Annotated in this window: 20 protein-coding genes and 1 pseudogene; 8 read left to right on the forward strand and 13 right to left on the reverse strand. The window is 70.8% G+C overall.

Translation table 11 applies throughout. The features are described from left to right. Positions 1 to 29: 29 nt before the first annotated feature. A complete protein-coding gene (locus tag ACIA8K_RS28275; RefSeq protein WP_396064511.1) occupies positions 30 to 758 on the reverse strand; it encodes an MOSC domain-containing protein in 729 nt (242 codons plus the stop codon). A 45-nt stretch (positions 759 to 803) separates the two neighbouring features. Further along, positions 804 to 1,589 (reverse strand): hypothetical protein, encoded by a 786-nt coding sequence (locus tag ACIA8K_RS28280; protein WP_396064514.1) that lies wholly within the window; start codon positions 1,587 to 1,589, stop codon positions 804 to 806. A gap of 134 nt (positions 1,590 to 1,723) precedes the next feature. Between ACIA8K_RS28280 and ACIA8K_RS28285 the strand changes: the two genes are divergently transcribed. Next, the gene (locus ACIA8K_RS28285) at positions 1,724 to 2,908 is read left to right on the forward strand and encodes a DNA recombination protein RmuC (protein ID WP_396064517.1); all 1,185 of its coding nucleotides are present in this window, start codon (positions 1,724 to 1,726) and stop codon (positions 2,906 to 2,908) included. Here the strand turns inward: ACIA8K_RS28285 and ACIA8K_RS28290 are convergent. Further along, on the reverse strand, positions 2,862 to 3,851 hold the full coding sequence (locus ACIA8K_RS28290) for a 4-hydroxy-3-methylbut-2-enyl diphosphate reductase (protein ID WP_396064519.1): 990 nt from the start codon (positions 3,849 to 3,851) through the stop codon (positions 2,862 to 2,864). The two genes, ACIA8K_RS28285 and ACIA8K_RS28290, sit on opposite strands and share 47 nt — an antisense overlap. Positions 3,852 to 3,942: 91 nt before the next feature. On the opposite strand from ACIA8K_RS28290, the gene ACIA8K_RS28295 reads away from it, so the two are divergent. The 3 genes and pseudogenes from ACIA8K_RS28295 to ACIA8K_RS28305 all read left to right on the forward strand — a co-directional run bounded on the left by ACIA8K_RS28295 (position 3,943) and on the right by ACIA8K_RS28305 (position 6,353). Next, complete coding sequence (locus ACIA8K_RS28295; protein WP_396064521.1) at positions 3,943 to 4,452, forward strand: hypothetical protein; 510 nt, start codon at positions 3,943 to 3,945, stop codon at positions 4,450 to 4,452. A gap of 29 nt (positions 4,453 to 4,481) precedes the next feature. Further along, positions 4,482 to 5,757, forward strand: a pseudogene (xseA, locus tag ACIA8K_RS28300) (exodeoxyribonuclease VII large subunit); the annotation flags it as partial. Positions 5,758 to 6,137: 380 nt separating this feature from the next. Next, the gene (locus tag ACIA8K_RS28305; RefSeq protein WP_396064523.1) at positions 6,138 to 6,353 is read left to right on the forward strand and encodes an exodeoxyribonuclease VII small subunit; all 216 of its coding nucleotides are present in this window, start codon (positions 6,138 to 6,140) and stop codon (positions 6,351 to 6,353) included. A 493-nt stretch (positions 6,354 to 6,846) separates the two neighbouring features. On the opposite strand, the gene ACIA8K_RS28310 is transcribed toward ACIA8K_RS28305, so the two are convergent. Both ACIA8K_RS28310 and ACIA8K_RS28315 read right to left on the reverse strand, forming a co-directional pair. Continuing rightward, positions 6,847 to 7,665 carry a hypothetical protein gene (locus ACIA8K_RS28310; RefSeq protein WP_396064525.1) on the reverse strand — a complete coding sequence of 273 codons (819 nt, stop codon included), beginning with the start codon at positions 7,663 to 7,665 and terminating at the stop codon, positions 6,847 to 6,849. Between the two features lie 192 nt (positions 7,666 to 7,857). Continuing rightward, positions 7,858 to 8,433: a DUF4245 domain-containing protein gene (locus ACIA8K_RS28315; RefSeq protein ID WP_396064527.1), complete on the reverse strand. Its 576-nt coding sequence runs from the start codon at positions 8,431 to 8,433 to the stop codon at positions 7,858 to 7,860. A gap of 173 nt (positions 8,434 to 8,606) precedes the next feature. Here ACIA8K_RS28315 and glpX point away from each other — a divergent pair, with 173 nt between their 5' ends. Next, on the forward strand, positions 8,607 to 9,638 hold the full coding sequence (gene glpX, locus ACIA8K_RS28320) for a class II fructose-bisphosphatase (protein ID WP_396064529.1): 1,032 nt from the start codon (positions 8,607 to 8,609) through the stop codon (positions 9,636 to 9,638). On the opposite strand, the gene ACIA8K_RS28325 is transcribed toward glpX, so the two are convergent. Genes ACIA8K_RS28325 through trpB form a run of 3 tightly spaced genes read right to left on the reverse strand, consistent with a single transcriptional unit; the run spans position 9,615 to position 12,215 of the window. Next, positions 9,615 to 10,343, reverse strand: a complete 729-nt coding sequence (locus ACIA8K_RS28325; RefSeq protein ID WP_396064531.1) for a GntR family transcriptional regulator — start codon at positions 10,341 to 10,343, stop codon at positions 9,615 to 9,617. The genes glpX and ACIA8K_RS28325 overlap by 24 nt on opposite strands. 7 nt (positions 10,344 to 10,350) lie before the next feature. Then, positions 10,351 to 11,085, reverse strand: a complete 735-nt coding sequence (trpA, locus tag ACIA8K_RS28330; RefSeq protein WP_396064533.1) for a tryptophan synthase subunit alpha — start codon at positions 11,083 to 11,085, stop codon at positions 10,351 to 10,353. Continuing rightward, complete coding sequence (gene trpB, locus ACIA8K_RS28335; RefSeq protein ID WP_396064535.1) at positions 11,082 to 12,215, reverse strand: tryptophan synthase subunit beta; 1,134 nt, start codon at positions 12,213 to 12,215, stop codon at positions 11,082 to 11,084. Before trpB ends, trpA begins: the two co-directional genes overlap by 4 nt. A gap of 90 nt (positions 12,216 to 12,305) precedes the next feature. Between trpB and ACIA8K_RS28340 the strand changes: the two genes are divergently transcribed. Continuing rightward, positions 12,306 to 13,001, forward strand: coding sequence for a TetR/AcrR family transcriptional regulator (locus tag ACIA8K_RS28340; RefSeq protein ID WP_396064537.1), 696 nt, complete (start codon positions 12,306 to 12,308; stop codon positions 12,999 to 13,001). Between the two features lie 114 nt (positions 13,002 to 13,115). On the opposite strand, the gene ACIA8K_RS28345 is transcribed toward ACIA8K_RS28340, so the two are convergent. The 3 genes from ACIA8K_RS28345 to ACIA8K_RS28355 form a co-directional block, all read right to left on the reverse strand. Continuing rightward, complete coding sequence (locus ACIA8K_RS28345) at positions 13,116 to 13,745, reverse strand: rhomboid family intramembrane serine protease (RefSeq protein WP_396064539.1); 630 nt, start codon at positions 13,743 to 13,745, stop codon at positions 13,116 to 13,118. 136 nt (positions 13,746 to 13,881) lie between these two features. Further along, the gene (locus ACIA8K_RS28350; RefSeq protein ID WP_396064541.1) at positions 13,882 to 14,709 is read right to left on the reverse strand and encodes a S1 family peptidase; all 828 of its coding nucleotides are present in this window, start codon (positions 14,707 to 14,709) and stop codon (positions 13,882 to 13,884) included. Between the two features lie 101 nt (positions 14,710 to 14,810). After that, complete coding sequence (locus ACIA8K_RS28355) at positions 14,811 to 15,542, reverse strand: lytic transglycosylase domain-containing protein (protein WP_396064543.1); 732 nt, start codon at positions 15,540 to 15,542, stop codon at positions 14,811 to 14,813. An 83-nt stretch (positions 15,543 to 15,625) separates the two neighbouring features. On the opposite strand from ACIA8K_RS28355, the gene ACIA8K_RS28360 reads away from it, so the two are divergent. Further along, a complete protein-coding gene (locus ACIA8K_RS28360; RefSeq protein WP_396064545.1) occupies positions 15,626 to 15,778 on the forward strand; it encodes a hypothetical protein in 153 nt (50 codons plus the stop codon). Between the two features lie 83 nt (positions 15,779 to 15,861). On the opposite strand, the gene ACIA8K_RS28365 is transcribed toward ACIA8K_RS28360, so the two are convergent. Then, entirely contained in the window at positions 15,862 to 17,154 is a 1,293-nt protein-coding gene (locus tag ACIA8K_RS28365) for a PhoH family protein (RefSeq protein ID WP_396064547.1), read from the reverse strand. A 470-nt stretch (positions 17,155 to 17,624) separates the two neighbouring features. Between ACIA8K_RS28365 and otsB the strand changes: the two genes are divergently transcribed. Next, positions 17,625 to 18,434 (forward strand): trehalose-phosphatase, encoded by an 810-nt coding sequence (otsB, locus tag ACIA8K_RS28370; protein ID WP_396064549.1) that lies wholly within the window; start codon positions 17,625 to 17,627, stop codon positions 18,432 to 18,434. A gap of 156 nt (positions 18,435 to 18,590) precedes the next feature. On the opposite strand, the gene ACIA8K_RS28375 is transcribed toward otsB, so the two are convergent. Further along, a complete protein-coding gene (locus ACIA8K_RS28375; RefSeq protein ID WP_396064551.1) occupies positions 18,591 to 19,361 on the reverse strand; it encodes an isoprenyl transferase in 771 nt (256 codons plus the stop codon). Positions 19,362 to 19,392: the final 31 nt, after the last annotated feature.

The raw sequence follows: 19,392 nt of genomic DNA on the forward strand, positions 1-19,392 counted from the left end.
TCCCGCGGGCCGGAGCCATCCGGCTAGCACTACCTCTCCGCGGAGGTCAACACCACCGGGTCGCCGACCGCCACCGGGCCGGGCGCGACAGGTGAGGCGTAGACGCCGAAGCACACGTCCCGCTGCCGGGCGATCGTGCGCAGGATGCCGGGGTCGCGGCGCGCGGTCACCGGATCCACGTTCACGATCATGCAGCGCTTGTCGCGGCGGTCAAGGTGCAGGCGGGCGCCGCCGATCGACAGCGTGGCACCGATCCAGGCCTCCTCCGGGTACGCGGGCGCGGTGTCAACGGCCTCGATCAACACGTTCGGCCGGAAGCGCAGCGGGTCCACCTCCGCGTCGCCGAGCAGCCGGGACAGGCCGTCGACCGACCGGGTGCTCAGCACGCTTAGCGGCGCCGAGTCGAACAGGCCGCGGTTGAGCTTCAGGACGCGCACGCCGTCGCCGAGCTCCGCGGCGAGCGCGGGGTCGGCGACGTCGAGCTTCTCGCCGGACGGCGTGGTGACGAGCACCGGCGAGGCGTCCGGCCGGTCCGGCTCGGCAAGCCACGGGCGGTAGTGCAACAGGTCCGGCCGCTCGCGGATGGTCAGCCACGGGAAGCCGTTGCGGGCGGGCAGGTCGCGGAGGAACGCCCAGCGGCGGTCGCCGGCCAGGCCGTGCCAGGACAGGTCGGCGCGCTCAAGCGGCTCGGCGGCCATCGACTTGACCGGGTAGCGCCACAACGCGGCCACCCGGCCGACCTCGATCCCGTGTTTCACCTGCCCAACCCTGGCGAGCGGGGGTGGGACTGTCAACCGGCGCGTCTAGAAGTCACCCCCGCCGAAATCGCCGCCGCCGAAGTCACCGCCACCGAAATCGCCGCCACCGCCGTAGTCGCCGCCACCGTAGTCGCCGCCGGAGTCACCGCCGTCGAAGCCGCCGCCGTCTTCCAGGCCCTCCTGGTAACCGTCGGAGTAGCCCTCGCCGAAGCCGCCCATGCCCGGGTCCGCGAACGCGGGCGAGAACAGCGCGTCGAAGATCAGCATGCCGCCGACCACGCCGGCGCCGGTCGCCAGCGCGGTCTTCCACACAGGCGTCGAGTACCACCCCTGGGGCACCGGCCGGCCGTTCACCCGGCCGCCCGGGTAGTAGTACGGCGTCTGCGGGCCGGACTGCGGACCCGCCTTGAACGTCTGGCCCTGCACGCTCACCTCACGCTCCTTGGTAAGCGTGCCGGCGCCGCGCGCGGCCGCGAGCTGCGGAACCTCGGGGCCCGGGTCGAGACCCATCGCCACCCGGGCCGCCCGGATGTAGGCCAGGCCCTCCAGCGCGGTCTCCCGGGCCAGCTCGAACTGCCGGGTCGACTTCGCCTGGTCAAGTTGGCCGCCGGCCGCGTTGTAGCGCTCGGACGCGTCGGCCAGCGCCTGCCGGGCGGCGGCCTCGTCGCCGTGCAGGTTCATCACCTGGCCGCCGAGCCGCTCGTACCACCGCTGGGCGTCGGCGCGGGCGTCCGCCAGCTCACGTTCCTTACGGGAACCGCTCGACACGCGCCAATAGGCGAGGAAACCGATGATCATCACGGCCAGCGCCAGGAACAACACGTACTCCATAGGGTGAACGGTAGCTCTGTCACCCGTCGCCCGCTCAGGTCGCGGGGGCTGTGAGTCTGCTGAAACTGATCACTTTTCGGGTTCGGGCCGTGGCGGTGCCGCTCCCGCCGCCCGCGCTGAGGCATTGTCGGTGGATGGAGCTCTCGACGGTGATCGTGGTGATCGTCTGTCTCGGCACGGGCGGCGCGCTCGGCTGGCTGCTGGCCCGGTCCCGCGCGGCCACGGACCTGGCCCGGCTGGAGGCCACGCTTGACGCCACCCGGGACGGCGAGCAGCGGCTGGAGGCCTCGCTTCGTGCGCTGTCGTTCGAGTCGACAGCGCAGTCCCAGGAGGCGGTCGCCCGTGCCGTCGCGCCGCTGCACGACGCGCTCCGCAGGTACGAGCAGCGCGTCGCCGACCTGGAGCACGACCGCGTCGACGCCTACGCGGAGCTGCGCGAACAGGTCCGGGCCATGAACGCGGTAGCGGGCGGGCTGCAGACCGAGACGAAACAGCTTGTCGCCGCGCTGCGGGCACCCCAGGTGCGCGGGCGGTGGGGCGAGCACCAGCTGCGCCGGGTGGTCGAGGCGGCCGGGATGCTCGAGCACTGCGACTTCGCGGAGCAGGTCACCACGGCCACCGACGACGGCGTGGTCCGGCCGGACCTGGTGGTGCGGCTGCACGGCGGCCGGACCGTGGTGGTGGACGCCAAGGCGCCGTTCGACGGCTACCTGTCCGCGATGGAGGCCCGGGACGAGCGCACCCGGGACACGCACCTGGACGCGCACGCCCGCCACCTGCGCGGACATGTGGACGCACTTGCCGCGAAGGCGTACTGGACCGCGTTCGACGACACGCCGGACTTCGTGGTGCTCTTCATGCCTGCCGACACGTTCCTGGACGCGGCGTTACAGCGCGACCCGATGCTGCTCGAGCACGCGTTCGCCAAGAACGTGGTGCTGGCCACACCTGCGACGCTGATGGCGCTGCTGCGGACGATCGCGCACGGCTGGCGGCACTCCGAGCTGACCCGGAACGCGACGATCGTGCACGGCGTGGCGCGGGAGCTCTACGGGCGGCTGTCCACGCTCGGCGACCACGTGACAAAGCTCGGGTCGTCGCTTGAGGGGGCGGTCACCGCGTACAACAGGGCTGTCGGGTCGCTCGAGTCACGGGTGCTTGTGAGCGCGCGCAAGCTGGCCGACCTGGGCGTGTCCCGGTCGGTGCTGGACACGCCCGCGCAGATCGAGGTGGCGCCGCGTCAGCCGCAGGCCCCCGAGCTGGTCACGAACCCTACTGAGCTGGCTGAGAGGCGAGGGCCTTCTTCATATCCCGCTTAAGCTCCTGCGGCAGCGAGAACGTCAGCCGCTCCTCCGCCGTGAGGATCTCCTCGACGTCGTTGTAGCCGCGTGCGGCCAGGTGCGTCAGCACGTCCATGACCAGGTCGTCCGGGACGCTTGCGCCGGAGGTCAGGCCGACGGTGGTCGCACCCTCAAGCCACTCGTCCTTGATCTCGTGCGCGAAGTCGACAAGGTGGCCGGCGCGCGCGCCGTACTGCAGCGCGACCTCGACCAGCCGAACCGAGTTCGACGAGTTGGTGGAGCCGACCACGATCACCACGTCGCAGTCCGGCGCGATCTCCTTGACCACGTGCTGGCGGTTGGAGGTGGCATAGCAGATGTCGTCGCTCGGCGGCGATACCAGCAGCGGCAGCTTCGTCTTCAGCCGGGCCACGGTCTCCATCGTCTCGTCCACCGAGAGCGTGGTCTGGGACAGCCAGACGACCTTCTCCGGGTCCCGAACGGTGATCTTGTCCACGCCGTCCGGCCCGTCGACCAGCTGGACGTGCGCGGGCGCCTCGCCGGCCGTACCGATGACCTCCTCATGGCCCTCGTGGCCGATGAGCAGGATGTCGTAGTCCTCCGCGGCGAACCGGCGCGCCTCGTGATGCACCTTCGTCACAAGCGGGCAGGTCGCGTCGATGGCGCGCAGGTTCCGCTGCTTGGCGGACTCGTGCACGGTGGGGGCCACGCCGTGCGCGGAGAAGATGACAGTGGCGCCCTCGGGCACCTCCTCGTTCTCCTCCACGAAGATGGCGCCCTTCGCCTCAAGCGAGGTCACCACGTGTTTGTTGTGCACGATCTGCTTCCGGACATAGATCGGCGCGCCGTAGAGTTTCAGCGACTCTTCGACGGTCTGCACCGCCCGATCCACACCCGCGCAGTAGCCACGCGGCTTGGCCAGCAGGACCCGCTTACGGCTCGTCTCGCTCACAGCAGCCATCGTACGCACCCCGCCGCCGGGTCCCGTGATCGTGCGACCGACCGCACACGTTCTCCCCCGTTCCACCGCCGATCAGGCACAAAATGGCCTCATGCCGGACGAACAGGGAAAACTCGCCGAGCTGGGCCGGGCGCTGCCGATCGCGCTCCGCCGCAGTCTCGCCCTGCTCAGCATGCTCGCCGCGCTCTGGCTGCTCTTCATGGCCACCACCACGCTTGCCAGCACGCGCGTCACCGTCCTGGCCACCGGCTACCTGGTCGGCGGCGCGCTGCTGCTCGCCGTGTCCCGCCTGTCCGTCCGGGCGGCGTGGACCACGGCGGCCGCGGTCCTCGGCGGGCTCACCGGCACCGTTCTCTCCCTGTGGGTACGGGAGGAGGGCTCGCTGATCGCGTTCTCCTACACGCTGCGCCGCGGCTATCCACTGCACGCCATGCACCGGACCGGCGCGGGCGCATCGGTCGCGGAGGCGCGGGCCGCCCTGGCAGCTCAGCCGTGGCGGCCGGACTGGGGGTACGCGCTCGCCGACCTGCTGTTCTGGGGGTATTGCGGGCTGGCGGTGGCGGTGCTTGTCACAGTGCTGGTGCGGCTGGCCAGGTCGTGAGCGCGGGCGTACCCGGAAGATGTCGGGGGGTGGTTCTAGGGTGTGGGGGTGACACAGACCGGGCCACCACCGACGGCCGGGGCCGCGCGCAACGGCGCAGCGGCGCCCGGCGCCAGCACCGCGGACGAGCCCTGGCCGGTCCGCGTGGTCAGCCAGAAGGTCAGCGCCTGGATCGCCAAGCTCGGCTGGGTCTGGGTGGACGGGCAGGTCGCGCAGATCAGCAGGCGTCCCGGGGCCGGCACGGTCTTCATCACGCTTCGCGACCCGGCCGCCGAGCTGAGCCTCACCGTGACCACGAGCCACGAGGTGCTCGCGGTCGGCGCGCCCGAGCTGTCCGAGGGCGCGCGCGTCGTGCTCCACGCGAAGCCTGAGTTCTACCCCGCCCGCGGCACGCTGAGCCTTCGGGCCGACGAGATCCGGCAGGTCGGGCTCGGTGAGCTGCTGGCCCGGCTGGAGAAGCTGAAGCGGCTGCTCGGCGCGGAGGGCCTGTTCGCCCGCGAGCGGAAACGGCGGCTGCCGTTCCTGCCGCAGCGGATCGGTCTGATCACCGGCCGGGCGTCCGCCGCCGAGCGGGACGTGCTGACCAACACCCGGCGCCGCTGGCCCGCCGTCGACTTCCGGGTGATCAACGTGGCCACCCAGGGACTCTCTGCCGTGCCGCAGATCCTCGACGCGCTGAAGGTGCTCGACGACGACCCCGGCACCGACGTGATCGTGATCGCGCGCGGCGGCGGCAGCGTGGAGGACCTGCTGCCGTTCTCCGACGAGGCGCTGTGCCGGGCCGTGTTCGCCTGCCGCACGCCTGTGGTGAGCGCGATCGGCCACGAGGAGGACACGCCACTGCTCGACTACGTGGCCGACGTCCGCGCCTCGACGCCTACCGACGCCGCGAAACGCCTGGTCCCCGACCTGGCCGAGGAGCAGCGGCTGATCTCGCTGGCCCGGCACCGGCTGGACCGCGCGGTCACCCACCGCCTGGACCGCGAGTCCCAGCGCATCGAGGCGTGGCGCTCCCGCCCGGTGATGGCCCGCCCGCACGTGATGATCGACCAGCGCGCGTCCGAGGTGGTGGCGCTCCGCGACCGGGCCGAGCGCACGCTCGGCCACCGCCTGGGCACCGCTGCCAACGAGCTGTCCCACACGCTCGCCCGCCTCCGCGCGCTCTCCCCGGCCGCGACACTGCAGCGGGGGTACGCGATCGTGCAGCGCACGGAGGACGGCCACGTGGTGCGCGCCGCCGACGAGGCCGCGCCGGGGACCGCGCTGAGCATCCGACTGTCGACAGGCGCCTTGACCGCGGTGGTCACCCCGCCCGGCGAGGGCGCCCCGGCCGTCCACGATCCCGGCTCTTCCACCCCCGGCCACGACACGACAGCCGGCCCCGCGACAAGCGAAGTCGGCGAGGCCGACGTGACACGCGCACACGACGCGCCGCACGAGAACGGCGCGACACGCGCAGACGGCGCGACACGCGCAGACGGTGGCGAGGCGGCTCGTGGCGCGTCGGCGCCCAAGGCTCGGGCGCCGCGTAAGGCATCGGGTGCGAAGGTGACCGCCGGCAGCGGGAACGACGGCGCGACGAACGACGGCGACGCCGGCCCGGCGGGCGACGAGGCCACCGCGAAGGACGAGATCACCGCGAAGCGGGAACGGACCAAGGCCGCGAAGTCCCGGAAGGACAGTGCATGACGACGGAGCAGAAGGCGCAGCCGAAGCTGAGCTACGAGCAGGCGCGCGAGGAGCTGGGGCGGGTCGTCGAGCGGCTGGAGGCCGGCGGCACGTCGCTTGAGGAGTCGCTCGCGCTCTGGCAGCGCGGCGAGGAGCTGGCCGCGGTCTGCCAGCGCTGGCTGGACGGCGCCCGCGCCAAGCTCGACGCCGCCCGCGAGGCCCGCACCCAGTAACGACGCAAACATGACGGGCCGGCAATGCACTCGCATGCCGGCCCGTGATCGTCTCGGTGCCTCAGCCCGACTACTGACGCATGGCCGCCTGCCAGCCCACGATCGCCTACGCGGGTCCGGACCGGCCCACGACCTCGACCCGCTCGCCCAAGCTCGGCCGGGCTAGGGACGACATGGTCGCCTGCGCGCCCCGCGAACGTCTCTGCGCGCCAGCCGGACTACTGACGACATGGTCCGTCGCCGGCGCCTCAAGCGGCCCGGACAGCGTCGCTGCCTGTGGGGACGATGGACTGTCGGAGGGTCTTTGCTCTGGGCCGGGCCGCGGCGGGACTGGAGCCCGCGGGAGCGTGCGGGTCGCGACCACCCGCAGAGTGGGAAGACCGCGTTCGTGAATGTGATCTTCGAAGGTATCGGTGGCCGTGGTGGGACCCGGCGGAGAAGGCGCGGGCCGCCCGAAGAGATCCGGGCGGCCCGCGTGGGTGATCGTGGTGGGTCAGGTGGTGACGGTGCCCATGTCGTAGAAGGCGTCGGGGGCGTCGATGTAGCTGCCGGGGGCCGGGACCGGCGGGAGTGTGACGGTTCCCCACGGGCCGAAGGTCATCTTCATGGTGGCTGACTCGCCGGCGTCGGTGACGTCGATCGAGAAGAAGGCGATGCGGCCGTCGGCGTCAGTCTCCGCGTGGAACGGCACGTTCTTCGCGGCCTCGCGGGCGGCCTTGTCCGACGGGGACTCGTCGAGCGAGCCGAAGCGGGCCGGGGTCGCCCGGGTCAGGTCAAGCGTGCCGTTGAACGTGTGCGCGGTCGGCTGCTGGATGGTGAGGACGCTGCGCTCGACAAGCGTGGGGTCGAGCGCGACCTGGTCGAGGCTGCCGGCCAGCCGCTCGGAGCGGGACGGGTCGAGGCGCAGCCACTTCTTGCCGTCGAGGCCCTCGGGGATCGGGGCGCCGGGGTTGATCCCGTGGACCAGGTCGCTCAGGTCCATCTTCGTGTAGAGGAACTCGCCGGCCTTGTACGACTCGACAGTCATCGACGCCTCCTCCGCGACGATGGTGACCGCGGCGTGGGTCGATTTCGTGTCGTTGTCGACGAGCACCTTCGCGTTCATGGTCTCGTCGATGACCATTGAGTAGCCGAAGTTTCCCACGTTCATCGCGGCGAACGCGGCGGCGAACGCGGCCTTCGGGTCGGCGGGCGCGGAGGACGCGACCGGGGCGGGCCCGGCGCCGCCGGACTGCCCGGCGACTGTGGCGCAACCGGCGAGCGTGACCGTCAACGCGGCGGCGGCCGCCAGGACGGTGACTGACTTATGCATGTATGTCCATCCACGAACCAGAGGGATGGGCACACCGAAGCGTGGCCGGACCGGCCAGGCTTCAGGGACCCCGTGTCATCGCTTTCTCGGAGACCGCTCAAAGAACGATCAAGAGGAGCTGTGCGAGAAGGTACAAGACCGGTGCGACATTTCTTAACGATTTACGGCTCGGACCGGGTCCGGACAGCGGCCTCAGCCGAGGCTGTCGGCCAGCTCACGGAGCGCGTCCTGCTCGCCGGTGCCGACGATGACCACTGTGCGCTCCGGGGAGAGCTGCACAAGCGCGGTCTCGTTGGCCCGCGCGGAGTAGGACTGCCACTGCCTGCCGTCGACCGTGAGCATCGTGCCGGGACGGGCGCTTGTGGTCAGCTCGGCCGGGAGCAGCTTCTCGGCCGGGACCGTGCTCTCGATCAGCAGGACCGCGGCGCCGGCCGGGGTGACATATCCGATGCGGAGCGTCTTTCCGTCCTCGACCGTGCGGAACTGCGCGGTGGTGGGCCGCCAGTCCTCGTGCAGACCGGCCGGTTCCAGCACCGGGAACGCGCCGGACGAGCGGGCGGACGCGATCGCCGGGGCGGTGTCGACGACCTTCGGTTCCTCGCCGTCCAGCGCGTAGCGGTAGAACCCGACCATCAGCGCCACCGGGACCATGATGGCCAGCAGCGACAGCACCATGTCCTTCCAGTTCCGCTCGCGCCGCGCGGGGACCGGCGACTGCGGGGCGGGCTCGGCGGAGGGGGCCGGGGCGGGTGACGGGGATGCGTCCACGACTCCATCCTGACCGATCGGGGTAGTGAGGTGTCATTCGGCACGCCCAGGCGCGACCGACGCCACTGGCCGGGCCCCTATCACCAACCCGGAAGCACATGCCAGGATCGGGGAAAGCGCCTGCGCTCAGCGTACGGCGACCGACCGACTCCGCAACGTAGCGAGGAGGCCGCATGACCGCCAATATTCCGCAGGATCTCGACCGCAACCTGGCCCTAGAGCTGGTCCGCGTCACCGAGGCCGCCGCCATGGCCGCCGGCCGGTGGGTGGGCAAGGGTGACAAGGAGGGCGGGGACGGCGCGGCCGTCGACGCCATGCGAAAGCTGATCAACTCCATCTCGATGCGCGGGGTGGTGGTGATCGGCGAGGGCGAGAAGGACAACGCCCCGATGCTCTACAACGGCGAGATCGTCGGTGACCAGACCGGGGCGGAGGTGGACGTCGCTGTCGACCCGATCGACGGCACCACGCTGATGGCCAAGGGCATGCCCGGCTCGATCGCGGTGCTTGCGGTCGCGGAGCGCGGCGCGATGTTCGACCCGAGCGCGGTCTTCTACATGGAGAAGCTCGCGGTCGGCCCGGAGTACGCCGCCGTGATCGACATCGAGGCCGGCGTCCAGGAGAACCTGCGCCGGATCGCCAAGGTCAAGGGCGGCAGCGTCTCCGACGTCGAGGTCTGCATCCTGGACCGCCCCCGCCACGCGAACCTGGTCAAGGAGGTCCGCGACGCGGGCGCCCGGATCAAGTTCATCTCGGACGGCGACATCGCGGGTGCGATCGCGGCGGCCCGGGAGAACGCCGAGGTCGACGTGCTGATGGGCATCGGCGGCACACCCGAGGGCATCACCGCCGCCTGCGCGCTGAAGTGCATGGGCGGCGAGATCCAGGCGAAGCTGTGGCCGCAGGACGCGGCCGAGCGGGAGAAGGCGCTTGCCGCCGGCCACGACCTGGACCGGGTGCTGACCACCGACGAGCTGGTGAAGGGCGACAACTGCTTCTTCGTGGCGACCGGCGTGACAAGCAGCGACCTGCTCAAGGGCGTCACGTACCGGTCGGGTGGCGCCTACACCCAGTCGATCGTGATGCGGTCGAAGAGCGGCACGATCCGGACGATCGACTCGTTCCACCGGCTGGAGAAGCTTGCGCACTACTCCTCCGTCAACTTTGACGGGCAGATCCCGCTAGACGTGCCAGCGCAGGGATAGGCCGGTCGCGGCGCGCTCGGCACGGATCTCCATGACCGTGCCGAGGATCGTCGCGCGGTCCATCACCACAGGCACGCCGTCGAGGCCGAGCGTGACCCGGTCGCTGAGGAAGACCGGCGCGCCGGCCGGCTGACGCAACAGCGTGGCGATCGGCGTCTCCAGCAGTGCCGGGCGCAGCCGCTCACGGGCGCGGTGCACGACCACGCCCTGGTCGGCGAGCGCGTGGTAGAGCGAGGTCCGGGCGAAGTCGACGTCGAGCAGCGCGGCGCCGTACGGCGCCCGGACCCAGGAGACCTGGTGCAGGGCGGGCCGGCCGGCGATCAACCGGACCCGCTCCACCCGGGTGGCCCGCTCGCCGGCCGGCAGGTCGAGCGCGTCGGTGACCCAGGCCGGCGCCCTGCGCACGCCGATGCCGATCAGGTCGGTGCCGACGATGTGGCCCTGCTCGCGAAGGTCGTCCGCGAGACTTCGCAGCGAGTCCAGCTGGTACGCCGCGGCCGGCTCCGCCACGAACGTGCCCCGCCCCGCCTGCTGGCTGAGCAGCCCGTCCGACTCCAGGCGGGCCAGCGCCGCCCGGAGCGTGGCGAGCGTGACGCCGTAGGCCGCGCTGAGCTCCCGTTGCGGTGGCAGCGCGGCGCCCGGCGCGTACTCCCCCGCACGGATCTTCGCGGCCAAGTCGGCGGCGATGGTCACATATTTCGGCACCAGGCCATTAGATCGCCTCGCGGAAGGCGGCGACCATCGCGCCCAGCTCGGCCGGGTCCGCGCCGTCGAGCAGGCGCCGCATCAGCGCGGACGCGACCACCACGCCGTCCGCGTGCTGGACGGCGGCGGCCGCGTGCGCGGGCGTGGAGATCCCGAAGCCGATCAGGACCGGCAGCGCGGTCAGTGCGCGCACCGAGGCGGCAAGCGTGCCGGCGGCCGGGTCGAGCTCGGTCCGCTCGCCTGTGGTGCCGAGCACTGACACCGCGTAGACGAAGCCCTGTGCGCCGGCCGCGATGGCGCGCAGCCGGTCCGGTGTGGTGGACGGCGCGGCCAGTGGGATCAGGTCCAGGCCTGCCGCGTTCGCCGCGGTGCGGATCGGGGCGACCTCGTCGAGCGGCGCGTCCGGCACGATCAGGCCGCGGATCCCGGCGTCGGCGAGCCTGTCGCAGAAGCCGGCGCGGATCGCCAGGTTCGCGTAGGTCATCACGATCAGCGGCACGTCCACCGGGGCCTTCGACAGCTCACGCAGGATGCGGTCAAGCGTGGCGCCGTTCGCGAGCGCGCGGTCCGAGGCCTCCTGGATGGTCGGCCCGTCAAGCATCGGGTCGGAGAAGGGCAGCCCGATCTCGATCGCGTCCGCGCCGTTGTCCGCGTAGGCGCGCAGATGGTCGGTCCAGTCGTCGGTGATGCCGCCTGTGACATACGGAAGCAGCTTTTTGGTGGATTTATCGGTGAAAATCATTCGAAGATCTCCAGGTCCTTGTCGCCGCGGCCGGACAACGTCATCAGGACGGTCTGTCCGGCCAGCTCACCGGCCGAGCGGATGATCCAGGCGAGCGCGTGCGCGGACTCCAGGGCCGGGATGATCCCCTCGGTCCGGGCCAGCCGGTGCACGGCCTCGACCACCTCCGCGTCCCCGACCGTGGCGTAATCGACCCGGCCGATCGTGCCGAGGTGCGCGTGTTCCGGCCCGATGCCCGGGTAGTCGAGCCCGGCCGCGATCGATTCCGCCTCGGCGATCTGCCCGTGCGCGTCCTGCAGCACCATCGAGCGGAAGCCGTGCAGCACGCCCGGCGTCCCGTTTGTCATCGCGGCGCCGCCGGCCGCCTCCACACCCACCAGGCGCGCGGTCGTGTCGACGAAACCGGCGAACGTGCCCGCCGCGTTCGACCCGCCGCCCACGCACGCGACCACCAGGTCCGGCACGGCGTCGACCTGCGCACGGGCCTCGTCGCCGATGACACGCTGAAATTCCCTGACCATCCACGGGTACGGGTGCGGGCCCATCACCGAGCCGATGCAGTAGTAGGCGTCGGCCGTGTCCGCCACCCAGCCGCGCATGGCCTCGTTCGTGGCGTCCTTGAGCGTCCGGCTGCCGCTGGCGACCGGCACGACTGTGGCGCCGAGCATCCGCATGCGGCGCACGTTCGGCGCCTGGCGCTCAATGTCGCGCTCGCCCATGTAGACCACGCACTCCAGCCCGAGCAGCGCGGACGCGGTGGCCGCGGCCACGCCGTGCTGGCCGGCCCCGGTCTCCGCGAGCAGGCGCCGCTTGCCCATCCGCCGGGCGAGCAGCGCCTGGCCGAGCACGTTATTGATCTTGTGACTGCCGGTGTGCGCCAGGTCCTCGCGCTTGAGCAGCAGCGTCAGGCCCAGCTCGGCGGAGAGCCGGCGGACCGGCGTGACCGGGGTGGGCCGGCCCGCGTAGAGCGTGAGCAGCTCGTGCAGCTCCGCACGGAAGCCGGGATCGGCCCACGCCGCACGGAACGCGGCCTCGACCTGCTCGCACGCGGGGACCAGGCTTTCCGGGACGAAACGTCCGCCGTAGTCGCCGAATCGGCCGAGCCCGGCGGGCTCGCTCATGACGGTCATGGGCACCTCCACAGTTCTAGAACTCTTGTGTGAGTGTGCCATATCTTTTGGCAGAGTTCTAGAACAATCCGATCCGGCTAGAGTGAGCCCATGACCGCACCGTCGCTGCGCCGGCGCGTCCGCGCCGAGATGATCAGCGAGATCAAGTCCGTCGCCCGCCGCCACCTCGCCGCGGACGGGGCGAACCTCTCGCTCCGCGCGGTCGCCCGCGACCTGGGCATGGTGTCGTCCGCGCTGTACCGGTACTTCGCCAACCGGGACGAACTACTCACCGCGCTGATCGTCGACGCGTACAACGCGATGGGCGAGGCAGTGGAGGCCGCGGACGCGACAGTCGACAGGGACGACTACCGCGGCCGCCTGCTCGCGATCGCCCACGCGGCCCGGGACTGGGCGGTGGCGAGCCCCGCCGAGTACGCGCTGATCTTCGGCAGCCCTGTTCCCGGCTACGTCGCGCCGCAGGACACGATCGGCCCGGCCAGCCGGCAGCCGCTCGCCCTGGTCGCGGTCATCCGGGACGCGGCGGCTGCCGGACGTCTGACGCCGCGCCTGCCGGTCCGCGACGTTCCACCGCCGGTCGACGTGGAGATGGTGGCACTGGCCCGCGTGATGAACGCGGACCTCCCGCCGGCCGTGGTAGCGCTGACCATGCTCGGCTGGGTCCAGATCTACGGCCTGATCAGCTTCGACCTCTTCGGCCACCTGCTGAACAGCGTCATCGACCGCCGCACCTTCTTCACCCACCAGATCGCCACCGTCGCCGACCTAATCGGCCTGCCCTGCTAGCTGGTCGTCGCTTCGCTCCTCCGGGCTCGACGCCACGACCCTCACGACGTGGTCACGCAAGCGACGGGTCCGGAGAAACTGCAGACTAAGAGCGGTGAGGCACGCTGCGTGGGGTCAGTCTGCGATAGGGGCTAAGGGGGCGGGGCGACGGCGGAAGAGGATGGCGGCGGTGGCGCCGCCGAGGAGGCCGAAGAGGTGGCCCTGCCAGGAGATGGAGCTGGTGGTGGGGAGGATGCCGAGCAGCGAATAGCCGTAGAGCAGGCCGATCAGCAGGACGACGCCGAGGTTCCACCAGCTGCGCTCGACGATGCCGCGGGTGAAGAGCAGGCCGAGGTAGCCGAAGATCACGCCGCTCGCGCCGACCACCACCGTGTCGCCGCTGCCGGTGAACCACACGCCGGCGCCGGAGACCGCCATGATGAACGCGGTCGACCAGATGAACCGCTTACCGCCCGCGGCCAGCACGAACGTGCCGAGCAGGATCAGCGGGATGCTGTTGCCGTAGAGGTGGTCCCAGTCCGCGTGCAGGAAGTGGGCGAAGACGATGCCGTCCAGGCCCTCCACGTGGTGCGGGAGGATGCCGAGGGAGTAGTCGAGGCCGAGCCGGAGGAAGACGTCGAGCGCCTCGATGACGAAGAGCAGCGGCACCACCGCGCACATCGCGACGAAGGCGCGGCCGATCGAGGCGTAGAACGCGTCGGTACCGAATCGGGCGGCGGCTTCCTGCTCCGCGTAGTCGCTCACACCTCAACTAGCTACCAGGCGCCCGCCGACTCCGCCACCCCGGCGGCTCAGGTCACAGTCCGCGCAGGTCAAACGGCCGCTTCGCGCCCGAAATCTCACTACAAATGCACCCACGGGGGTACGCCGTGCGCGCGCCTCAGCGCAGCCGGGTCAACGCCTCCCGCAGATCACGGGCGTGCGCGGACAGCTGGGTGTAGACACCGGCCAGGCCGGGCCGGGCGCAGCCGATCCCCCAGCTCACCACGCCGACCTGCAGCCACCCGCCGTAGGCGTCACGCCGGATCAGCGGCCCGCCGGAGTCGCCGTAGCAGGCGTCGCGCCGGCCGTCGGTGATGTAGCCGGCGCACAGCATCTCGTCGGGCAGGTAGGTGTACCCCTCCTTGCGGAACGCGGCCACGCAGGCGCGGTCCGGGACCAACGGAACGTCGACGAACCGGAGCGTGCGCTGCTGCGACTCGTCCTCGCCGGTGGCGCCCCAGCCGACGACCGTGAAGCGGCCGGTGTCGTACCCCGGCGCAGTGTTGACCGGGATGGTGGGCAGCGGCAGCTTCCGGTCCAGCTGGAGCATCGCCCAGTCGTCGCCCTGCACCACCTGGGTGAAGCGCGGCGCGATGATCGCGCGGGTCACCCGGGCCTCGCGGGCCGTCCGCGTGTCGTCCAGGTCGACGGTCCCGGCCGTCACCGCCAGGCCCTCGACCGGCACGTTGTAGGCGCAGTGCGCGGCCGTGAGCACCACCCGGGGCGCGACGAGCGTCCCGGCACAGCCGCTTGAGATCCGCACGATCCACGGGAACTGGCCGTTCTTCGCCAGGTCACCACCGACCACCTCGGGATCGTGGCGCACGGCGTGGGCCGGAGTCACCGCGACTGAGGCCAGGACCACCACTGCGGCGACAAGCACGGGTACGACGAGCGCGCGCAGCCGGCCGTACCGTGGAGGGTGGCTTTCTGGGTTTTTCGACATCTCGTGCAGCATAAGTCCGCTTGCGCCGGGTCTGCCGTATTTCGGGGGAACGCGAAAGGGTGCACGGGCGAACCGCCCGTGCACCCTCGTTCACGCGTTCTCTAGTACCAGCCGACGCTCTGCGAGTGCGCCCAGGCCTCACACGGGGTGCCGTAGCGACCCTTTATGTAGCCCAGACCCCACTCGATCTGCGTGGCCGGGTTGGTCTCCCAGTCACTTCCCGCGGAGGCCATCTTGCCGCCCGGGAGCGCCTGCGGGATGCCGTAGGCGCCGGAGCTGGAGTTCAGCGCCGTGTGGCTCCAGCCGGACTCCTTCGCCCACAGCTTGTTCAGGCACGGGAACTGGTCGATCCCGAAGCCCTGGGTCAGCATGACCGCGCACCCGGTCGCCCGGTTGCCGCTGAACTCGCTGCACGACGCCGGGATCGGGCCGTCGAACGCCACGGTGCCCGAGTTCTTGGGCTTGTTGGCGGCCGCCTCGGCCTCTTCCGCGGCCTTCTTGGCCTCTGCCTCCGCCTTGACCCGCTCGGCCTTGCGGCTTGCGGACTCCTCGGCGGCGGCCGCGCGCTTGGCGGCGGCCTTGGCAGCCTCGGCGGCCTTGTCGGCGGCGATCCGCTCGGACTCGACCTCCTGAGCGTGCACCCGGGTGTACTCGGCGTGCCGGCTCTTGACGTACTGCTCCTCCGCGAGCGAGGCATTGAACTCGGCCTGTGCGGAGACGCTCTGCTGCTGAATCTCACGGTCCTGGCTCAGATACACGCCGCCGGCAACGCCTGTGAGCAGGAGTGCGACTGACGCCGAGCGGACACCGTAACGGCTCCACAGCGGACTCACGAAGGGGTCCCTTCGTCGGGGGCAAGGACGCGGCGGGAAGTACCACCACCCCGGCGCCCGGCCTGTACGACCGGCGACGGAGCGTGACGACTCCAGACCGCGAGCGCCCCCGACTCCAGGGAGCCGGCCCCGCTGCCACCCGGATCACAGTGGTCCGGGTGGGCCGGAAAATGATCTCCGGCAGCGAGGGTCTCGACGGACGCTCGTCGACCACCCTCACCCAGCGCAAGGCCTAAGCGAAATCCCCAGCGATATTTGTGAGATGTAGCACAGGCAGAAAGCCTTCAGACCTGGACATATCTCAGTTGATCTCATACCTCTACCGTGGGATGTCCTCAAGCAGGTCGGTGACCACCTCAGCAATCGGTGACCGCTCGGATCGGGTCAACGTGACGTGCGCGAAGATCGGGTGACCCTTCAGCGCCTCGATCACCGCGGTGACCCCATCGTGACGACCCACTCGCAGGTTGTCACGCTGTGCGACGTCGTGGGTAAGCACAACGCGTGAGTTCTGCCCGATGCGGGAGAGCACTGTCAACAACACGTTCCGCTCAAGCGACTGTGCCTCGTCGACGATCACGAACGCGTCGTGCAGGCTCCGGCCGCGGATGTGGGTAAGCGGCAGCACCTCGAGCATGCCGCGCGCGATCACCTCGTCCATGACGTTCCCGTGCACGACCGCGCCGAGCGTGTCGAAGACCGCCTGCGCCCAGGGCGACATCTTCTCCGCCTCCGAGCCGGGCAGGTAGCCCAGCTCCTGGCCACCGACCGCGTAGAGCGGGCGGAAGACCACCACCTTCTTGTGCAGACCCCGCTCCATCGTCGCTTCCAGACCCGCGCAGAGCGCCAGCGCCGACTTGCCCGTGCCAGCTCGGCCGCCCATCGAGACGATGCCGATCGACTCGTCAAGCAGCAGGTCGAGCGCGATCCGCTGCTCCGCCGACCGGCCCCGCAGGCCGAACGCCTCCCGGTCGCCGCGGACCAGCCGCACCGTCTTGTCGTGCATCACGCGCGCCAGCGCGGAGCCGCGCGGCGAGTGCACGACGAGACCTGTGTGCACCGGATGGCCCGCCGCCTCGTCCAGATCCAGCGCCTCGCCCGAATAGAGCTGCTGCACCTGCTCCTCGGCCAGCTCCAGCTCGGCCATGCCGGTCCACGTCGCGTCCATCGCCTGGCCGTGGCGGTACTCGTCCGCCACCAGACCCACCGACGCGGCCTTGACCCGCAGCGGCATGTCCTTACTGACAAGCGTGACCACGCGACCCTCGGCCGCGAGATTGAGCGCGACGGAGAGGATCCGGGCATCGTTCGACTCGTTCCGGAAGCCCTGGGGCAGGATCGTGTCGTCCGAGTGGTTGAGCTCGACCCGCAACGTGCCGCCTGCCTCATTGGCGGGGATGGGCTGGTCGAGCCGGCCGTGCTTGATCCGCAGGTCGTCGAGCAGCCGCAGGGACTGCCGCGCGAACCAGCCCAGCTCGGGGTGGCTGCGCTTGCCCTCCAGCTCCGTGATCACGACGAGTGGCAGAACCACCTCGTGGTCGGCGAAGCGGTGGAACGCCGCGGGATCGGACAGCAGCACCGAGGTGTCCAGGACGAAGACCTGGGAATTCACTCGGGCCTGAGGAGGCTCCCCGTCCGTGCTGCCCGCGGCCGTCTCCGAGTGCTCGGAAACGCCGGTTGCGGACGCGGACACGGGGAGGGCGGTCGGACCGTGATCAGCCCGAGAAGTGGTTGGACGAATCGTCACAGGCCTGCTCCGAACGGGCGTGCACCCGAACCCCACCCGCAATCCGCCAATCCACCGGTGGCCCTTGAGGTCACGGGGTCGGATGCGGGCCCCGTGGCGCACTCCGTCGCAGGTCCGGGCCGGCCGGCCGGCCCGGGAAAACCCCGTGCCGTGAGTAAGACGCTAACTGCACAATGCGACTACGACCAGATGCGGAAGGTTACGTTTTCGGGCCCCGTAGGTGCTGGCCAGCGATGAGTGAAGACATTCACGTACTGTCAAGACTGATTTTCGGCGCAGTGAATGAGCCCCTGTTCACTCGGTCGGGGTGCGATCCGCCGGGTACGCTGACCGGCGTGTCGTCGAACCGGATAACCCCCACCGAGGCCTGGCAGGCCACCGCGAGTCGCGCGGCCGACTGCGCCCTCTTCTTCGACTTCGACGGCGTCCTGTCGCCGATCACTGACGACCCGGGCGCGTCCCAGCCGGTCCCCGAGGTGCTGGAAGCGCTCGACGCGCTCTCCCGCCTGGTCCGCCGCGTCGCCATCGTCTCGGCCCGCCCGGTCGGGTTCCTGCGCGAACGCTTCGGCACGCTCTCCGAGGTCGACCTCTTCGGCCTGTACGGCCTGGAGCGCAGCCACGGCAAGGGCGAGACGGTCACCGAGCCGGCCGCGCTGCCCTGGGTCCCGGTCGTGGAGGAGGTCGCCGCCGCCGCCACCGATGCGCTCGGCGACAAGACCTTCGTCGAGTTCAAGCGCCTCTCCGTCGCCCTGCACTGGCGCAAGACGCCGGAACACGCCGCCGAGATCGAGGCCTGGGCGCACGCCGAGGCCGAGCGCCGCGGTCTGAAGGTGCAGCTCGGCCGCAAGGTCATCGAGCTGAAGCCGCCTGTCGACCGGGACAAGGGCTTCGTGATCAGCGAGGCCGTCCTCTCCGTCGGCTGCGCGTGGTACTTCGGCGACGACGTCTCCGACATCAAGGCGTTCGACGCGCTGCGGGCCCGTACCGCGGTCGAGCCCGGCTTCCTCGGCGTGTGCGTGGCCGTGGCCAGCTCCGACGAGACCGGCCAGGAGGTCTCCGACGCCGCCGACTTCACCATCGACTCACCTGTCGCGGTGGGCGCCTTCCTCGCCGACGCCGTGAAGATCCTCCAGGCCAACGCCTGACCGTCCAGCTCCACCGGGAGTCCCCGGGCGTCTCATCGCCCGGGGAGCACCGCTGGGCCGAGCGGTGGGGTGTGGCCTGAACACGGCGGAACCGTCAGCCCGCGGGAGCAAACGGGCCGGACCACCGCGGAAGCGGGAATATCGCTTTAAAAGGTTTTAGGTACCGAAGCGGCGTTGGCGGTCGCCGTAGGCCCGCAGCGCGCGCAGGAAGTCGGTGCGGCGGAAATCAGGCCAGTTCGCATCGCAGAAGTAGAACTCGGACTGGGCGGACTGCCAGAGCAGGAAGCCGGAGAGGCGCTGCTCACCGCTGGTGCGGATGATCAGGTCGGGGTCCGGCTGGCCGCGGGTGTAGAGATGCTCCGCGATGTGGTCCACGTCGAGGACCTCGACCAGCTCCTCGATCGTGCCACCGGCGCTCGCGTGCTCGGAGAGCAGCGACCGGACCGCGTCCGCGATCTCGCGCCGGCCGCCGTAGCCGACCGCGAAGTTGACCTCGACGCCGCCGCTGCGGTCGCGGGTCTTCTGCTCCGCGGCCTTGAGAACCGTGGCGGACTCGCTCGGCAGGATGTCCATCGCGCCGACCATGCGCAGGCGCCACGGGTTGCCGTCCTCGGCCAGCTCGGTGCCGAGCGCCTCGATGATCTTGAGGAGCGGGTCGAGTTCCTTGGCCGGGCGGAGCAGGTTGTCGGTGGCGAGCAGGTAGAGCGTGACGTGCCCGATGCCGGCCTGGTCACACCAGTCGAGCAGGTGCTTGATGCGCTCGGCGCCGACGCGGTGGCCGTCGTTGGGGTCGATGAACCCCATCTCCTTGGCCCACCGGCGGTTGCCGTCGACAATGACGCCCACGTGACGAGGTACCGGCTTGCCGACCAGTTTGCCGGTAAGCCGCCGCTCGTAGAGCCCGTAGACGAGGTCCCGCAGATTCATCACCACGCAGCCTAGCCACCATGGCAAGTAG

The organism is Catenuloplanes sp. NPDC051500, from assembly GCF_044454585.1.
Classification (GTDB): Bacteria; Actinomycetota; Actinomycetes; order Mycobacteriales; family Micromonosporaceae; genus Catenuloplanes.

Coding starts and splice junctions, on each gene's coding strand:
- ACIA8K_RS28280 (WP_396064514.1), bottom strand. CDS start 1,589: ATGGAGTACGTGTTGTTCCTGGCGCTGGCCGTGATGATCATCGGTTTC.
- ACIA8K_RS28285 (WP_396064517.1), top strand. CDS start 1,724: ATGGAGCTCTCGACGGTGATCGTGGTGATCGTCTGTCTCGGCACGGGC.
- ACIA8K_RS28290 (WP_396064519.1), bottom strand. CDS start 3,851: ATGGCTGCTGTGAGCGAGACGAGCCGTAAGCGGGTCCTGCTGGCCAAG.
- ACIA8K_RS28295 (WP_396064521.1), top strand. CDS start 3,943: ATGCCGGACGAACAGGGAAAACTCGCCGAGCTGGGCCGGGCGCTGCCG.
- ACIA8K_RS28305 (WP_396064523.1), top strand. CDS start 6,138: ATGACGACGGAGCAGAAGGCGCAGCCGAAGCTGAGCTACGAGCAGGCG.
- ACIA8K_RS28310 (WP_396064525.1), bottom strand. CDS start 7,665: ATGCATAAGTCAGTCACCGTCCTGGCGGCCGCCGCCGCGTTGACGGTC.
- glpX (WP_396064529.1), top strand. CDS start 8,607: ATGACCGCCAATATTCCGCAGGATCTCGACCGCAACCTGGCCCTAGAG.
- trpA (WP_396064533.1), bottom strand. CDS start 11,085: ATGATTTTCACCGATAAATCCACCAAAAAGCTGCTTCCGTATGTCACA.
- trpB (WP_396064535.1), bottom strand. CDS start 12,215: ATGACCGTCATGAGCGAGCCCGCCGGGCTCGGCCGATTCGGCGACTAC.
- ACIA8K_RS28340 (WP_396064537.1), top strand. CDS start 12,306: ATGACCGCACCGTCGCTGCGCCGGCGCGTCCGCGCCGAGATGATCAGC.
- ACIA8K_RS28350 (WP_396064541.1), bottom strand. CDS start 14,709: ATGTCGAAAAACCCAGAAAGCCACCCTCCACGGTACGGCCGGCTGCGC.
- ACIA8K_RS28375 (WP_396064551.1), bottom strand. CDS start 19,361: ATGAATCTGCGGGACCTCGTCTACGGGCTCTACGAGCGGCGGCTTACC.